At 77.6% G+C, this 3,835-nt stretch carries 2 protein-coding genes; both read left to right on the forward strand.

Going from position 1 to position 3,835, the window contains the following annotated elements; all coding sequences use genetic code 11:
• On the forward strand, nt 1-2,428 hold a 2,428-nt coding region (locus A2U95_RS33435), incomplete at its 5' end, for a KR domain-containing protein (protein ID WP_206283050.1).
• Between the two features lie 255 nt (nt 2,429-2,683).
• Nucleotides 2,684-3,835, forward strand: a 1,152-nt coding sequence (locus tag A2U95_RS24525; RefSeq protein ID WP_166026847.1) for an AAA family ATPase, incomplete at its 3' end; no start/stop codon positions are given.

Here is a 3,835-nt window from a genome sequence, read left to right on the forward strand (position 1 = left end):
CCACCTCGAGACGCAAGGGGTGACCACCTACCTGGAGCTCGGCCCCGGCGGCGTCCTGTCCGCCATGGCCCAGGAGGCGACCACCGAGGCCGCGTTCGTCCCGGCCCTGCGCAAGAACCGCCCGGAAGCGGACGCGGTCGTCACCGCCCTGGCCGAACTCCACACGCACGGCACCGCCGTCGACTGGACGGCCTACTACGCCAACACCAACGCCCGACGCGTCGGCCTGCCCACCTACGCCTTCCAGCACCAGCACTACTGGCCCAAGCCCCCCGCCGCCGGTGCGCACCCGGGTGCGGCACAGGTCCAGGGTCCGGACGACGCGTTCTGGGCGGCGGTGGAACGGGAGGACCTCTCCGCGTTCGAGCTCAGCGGCGACCTCCCCCTGAAGGACGCGCTGCCCGTGCTGTCGTCCTGGAGGGACCGGCAGCGGCAGCTGTCCGCCCTCGACGGCCGGCGTTACCAGGTCGCCTGGAAGCCCGTCCGTCTCACCGGTCCCGCGGCCCTCGACGGCGTCTGGCTGCTGGCCGTGCCCGAGGCGCTGGACGCGGACGTCGCCGACTGGGCCGCCCAGGGGCTGAAGAGCTCCGGCGCCGAGGTGGTGCACGTCAGTGCCGACAGCGACCTGTCCGCGTACACGGGAGCGGCCGGTGTCCTCTCCCTCCTGGCCCTGCCCGACCACGACGACGACGTCCACCGGGACGGCGCCGGGGTCGCGCCCGGTCTCGCGGCGACGCTCGCTCTCCTGCGCCGCCTGGCGGAGGCCGGTGTGGCGGCGCCGGTGTGGTGCCTGACCCGGGGCGCCGTGTCCACCACGCACACCGACCCGGTGCGCAGTGCCGCGCAGGCGCAGGTGTGGGGGGCGGGCCGGGTCGTCGCGCTGGAGGAGCCGAAGCGGTGGGGCGGTCTCGTCGACCTCCCCGAGGACCTCGACTCCCGTGCGTGGGACCACGTCGCCGCCGTCCTCGGCTCGGCCGGTGGTGAGGACCAGACCGCGGTCCGTGCCGCCGGTGTCCACGCCGCCCGGCTGGTGCAGGCACCCGCCCCCGCGGGTGACGGGGCCTGGGAGCCGCGGGGCACCGTGCTGGTCAGCGACGGCACCTCGCCGGCCGCCGCGGCCGTCGTGGAGTGGCTGGCCGGCACGGAGGCGGAGCGGGTGGTGCTGCTGGCGCCCGCGGGCGGCGCCGTCGACGCCGGCGCGCTGGCGCGGCTCGGCGAGCGCGCGGTCGTGAGGGCCGTCGACGTCGCCGAGCGGGAGGAGCTCGCCGCGCTCGCGGCCGAGCTGGCGGCGGACGGGGCTCCGGTGCGGGCCGTGCTGCACCTCCCGGGCGGCGGCGCGGACGCCGGCCCGGACGGTGTGGAGCCGGACGCGGTGCTGCGCGGCCGGGTGAGGGGCGCGGCGAATCTGGACGCGGTGTTCGCGGACGCCGAGCTGGACGCGTTCGTGCTGTTTTCGTCGGTCGCCGGGGTGTGGGGCGGCGGAGGCCAGGGCGCCCTGGCGGCGGGGTCCGCGTACCTCGACGCGTTGGCCCGGCTGCGGCGGGCCCGGGGCCAGGTCGCCACGTCGGTGGCGTGGGGCCCGTGGTCCGGTGAGGTCGTGGACGACGGCGCCGGGGAGCTGCGCAGGCGCGGGCTGTCCCCCCTGGATCCGGAGCAGGCGCTGTCCGCGCTGGCGCGGGCGGCTGCCGGGGAGGCCGCGGCGCTGACCCTCGCCGACGTGGACTGGGAGCGCTTCGTTCCCGCGTTCACGGCGCTGCGGCCGAGTCCGCTGCTGGCCGACCTGCCGCAGGCCACCCGGGCCCTGACCACCGCGGACGGGGCGGACGGGGCGGACGACGCCGATGTGTCGGCCGAACTGCGGGAGCGGCTCGCGGCGCTGTCGGAGGAGGAGCAGGAGGCGCGGTTGCTGGAGCTGATCCGTCAGCACGCGGCCGCGGTGCTCGGCCTCGCCACGCCGGCCGAGGTGGAGCCGGACCGGGCCTTCCGGGAGATGGGCTTCGACTCGCTGATGGCGGTGGACCTGCGCAACCGGCTCACCCGGTCGACGGGACTGCGGCTGGCGACGGGCTTCGTCTTCGACCACCCCAACGCGGCGGCGGGCGCCCGGGTGCTGCGGCAGGAGCTCTTCCGGGACGCCACGGCGAGCGGGGAGTCGCTGCTGCGGGAGCTGGACCTGCTGGAGGCGTCCCTGGGAGCGGGGGCGTCCGGGCCGGACGCGCTGACCCGTACCCGGGTGGCGGTGCGGCTGCAGGCGTTCCTCGCGAAGTGGCAGGGCCAGGAACACGGGGGCCAGGACCGGCAGGCGCCGGAGTGGCAGGGCCGGGCGCCGGAGGACGGGCCCGCGTCGCCGGGCGGGGTGCTGGGGCAGTTGCAGTCGGCGTCCGACGACGAACTGCTCGGGTTCCTCGACCGTGAGCTGGGGCGGTGACGGAGGTGACGGACGGGGCCGCGGGACGCACCGGCGGACCGCGGCCGGCCGTCGCCGCCGCTCCGGGTCCCCCGGGCGTGGGCCGGGGCGGTAGGGGGCGGCTCCGGCCGCTCCCCTGGGGGGCGGACCCCTGTTCCATCGGGGCTCGACCCGCCCTGTAGCCGGCGGCGGAACCCTGGTAGGGGCCACGGGGTGTCGGGTGTCCGACGGACACCCCCTACGGCCACCGGTTCGGCCGATGCTCAGGGGGTTGCTGTGGAAGGCGATTGCGGGGAAGCCCTGGACGACCTGGTCCGGCAGCTCGGCGAGTGCGCTGCCGGGACCGGCCAGCTCGCCCTGGTGTCGGCCGGTCTGGCGGGGGGCAAGACGCGGCTGCTGCACGCGTTCGCCCGGCGCGCGAAGGAGGCCGGGGCGCTGCGGCTGCTGGCGACCGGGTCGCGCGACGGCGCCGCCTTCCCCGTGGGGGTCGCCGACCAGCTGTTCCGGAGCACCGACCTGCCGCCGGAGGTGGCGGCGCGCGCGTCGCGGCTGCTGGCCGGTCCGCCGGACGGCGCCGACGAGGCCGGCGTCGTGCACGAGTTGTGCCTGGAGCTGCTGGCGCTGGCCCGGCCCGACCGCCCGCTGGTGGTGCTGGTCGACGACGTGCAGTTCGCGGACGCCTTCACGCTGCGGCTGCTCCTTCATCTGCGGCAGCGGATCGCCTCCGCGCACGTCATGGTCGTCCTGTCGGAGTGGAGCTGGGCGCAGCCCGACATGACGCCGTTCCACGCCGGGATCACGCAGTACCCGCACCGCCGGATCCGGCTGCGGCCGATGGACGAGGCCGGTGTGCTCGGCCTGATGGCGTCGCGGCCGGACGACCGGGCGCCGCGGGCGCACGTCGCCGAGGTACTGCGGCTGACCGGGGGGAACCCCCTGCTGGTGGCGGCGCTGCTGGACGACCTGGCGGCCTCGGGGCCGGGCGGCTCCGGCGCGGGGTCCGGGGGGCCGGACGGCCCGCCGTGCTTCACGGACGGGACGCCGGCGGCCGGGCCGGCCTTCGCGCAGGCGGTGCTCAACTGCCTGTACCGCTGGGACCCGGTGCTGCTGACGGTCGCCCAGGGGGTGGCCGTGCTGGGCCGGGAGGCGTCGGCCCCCCTGGTGGCGGAGCTGGTGTCGCTGCCGGTGGGGACGGTCGAGCGGGTGCTGGCCACGCTGTCCTCGGCGGGTGTGCTGGACGGCGCCGCCTTCCGGCACCCCTCGGCGGAGAGCGCCGTGCTGGGCGCCGTTCCGGCGGGCGGGCGGGCACGGCTGCAGGTGACCGCGGCCGGGCTGCTGCACCGTGCGGGCGGGACGCCGGGCACGGTGGCGGCCAAGCTCCTGGAGGCCGCGCGGGTGCGTGCGGGCCGTGAGCCGGGCTGCCCGCCG

The sequence above is a fragment of the Streptomyces chilikensis genome, from assembly GCF_001642695.1.
Classification (GTDB): Bacteria; Actinomycetota; Actinomycetes; order Streptomycetales; family Streptomycetaceae; genus Streptomyces; species Streptomyces chilikensis.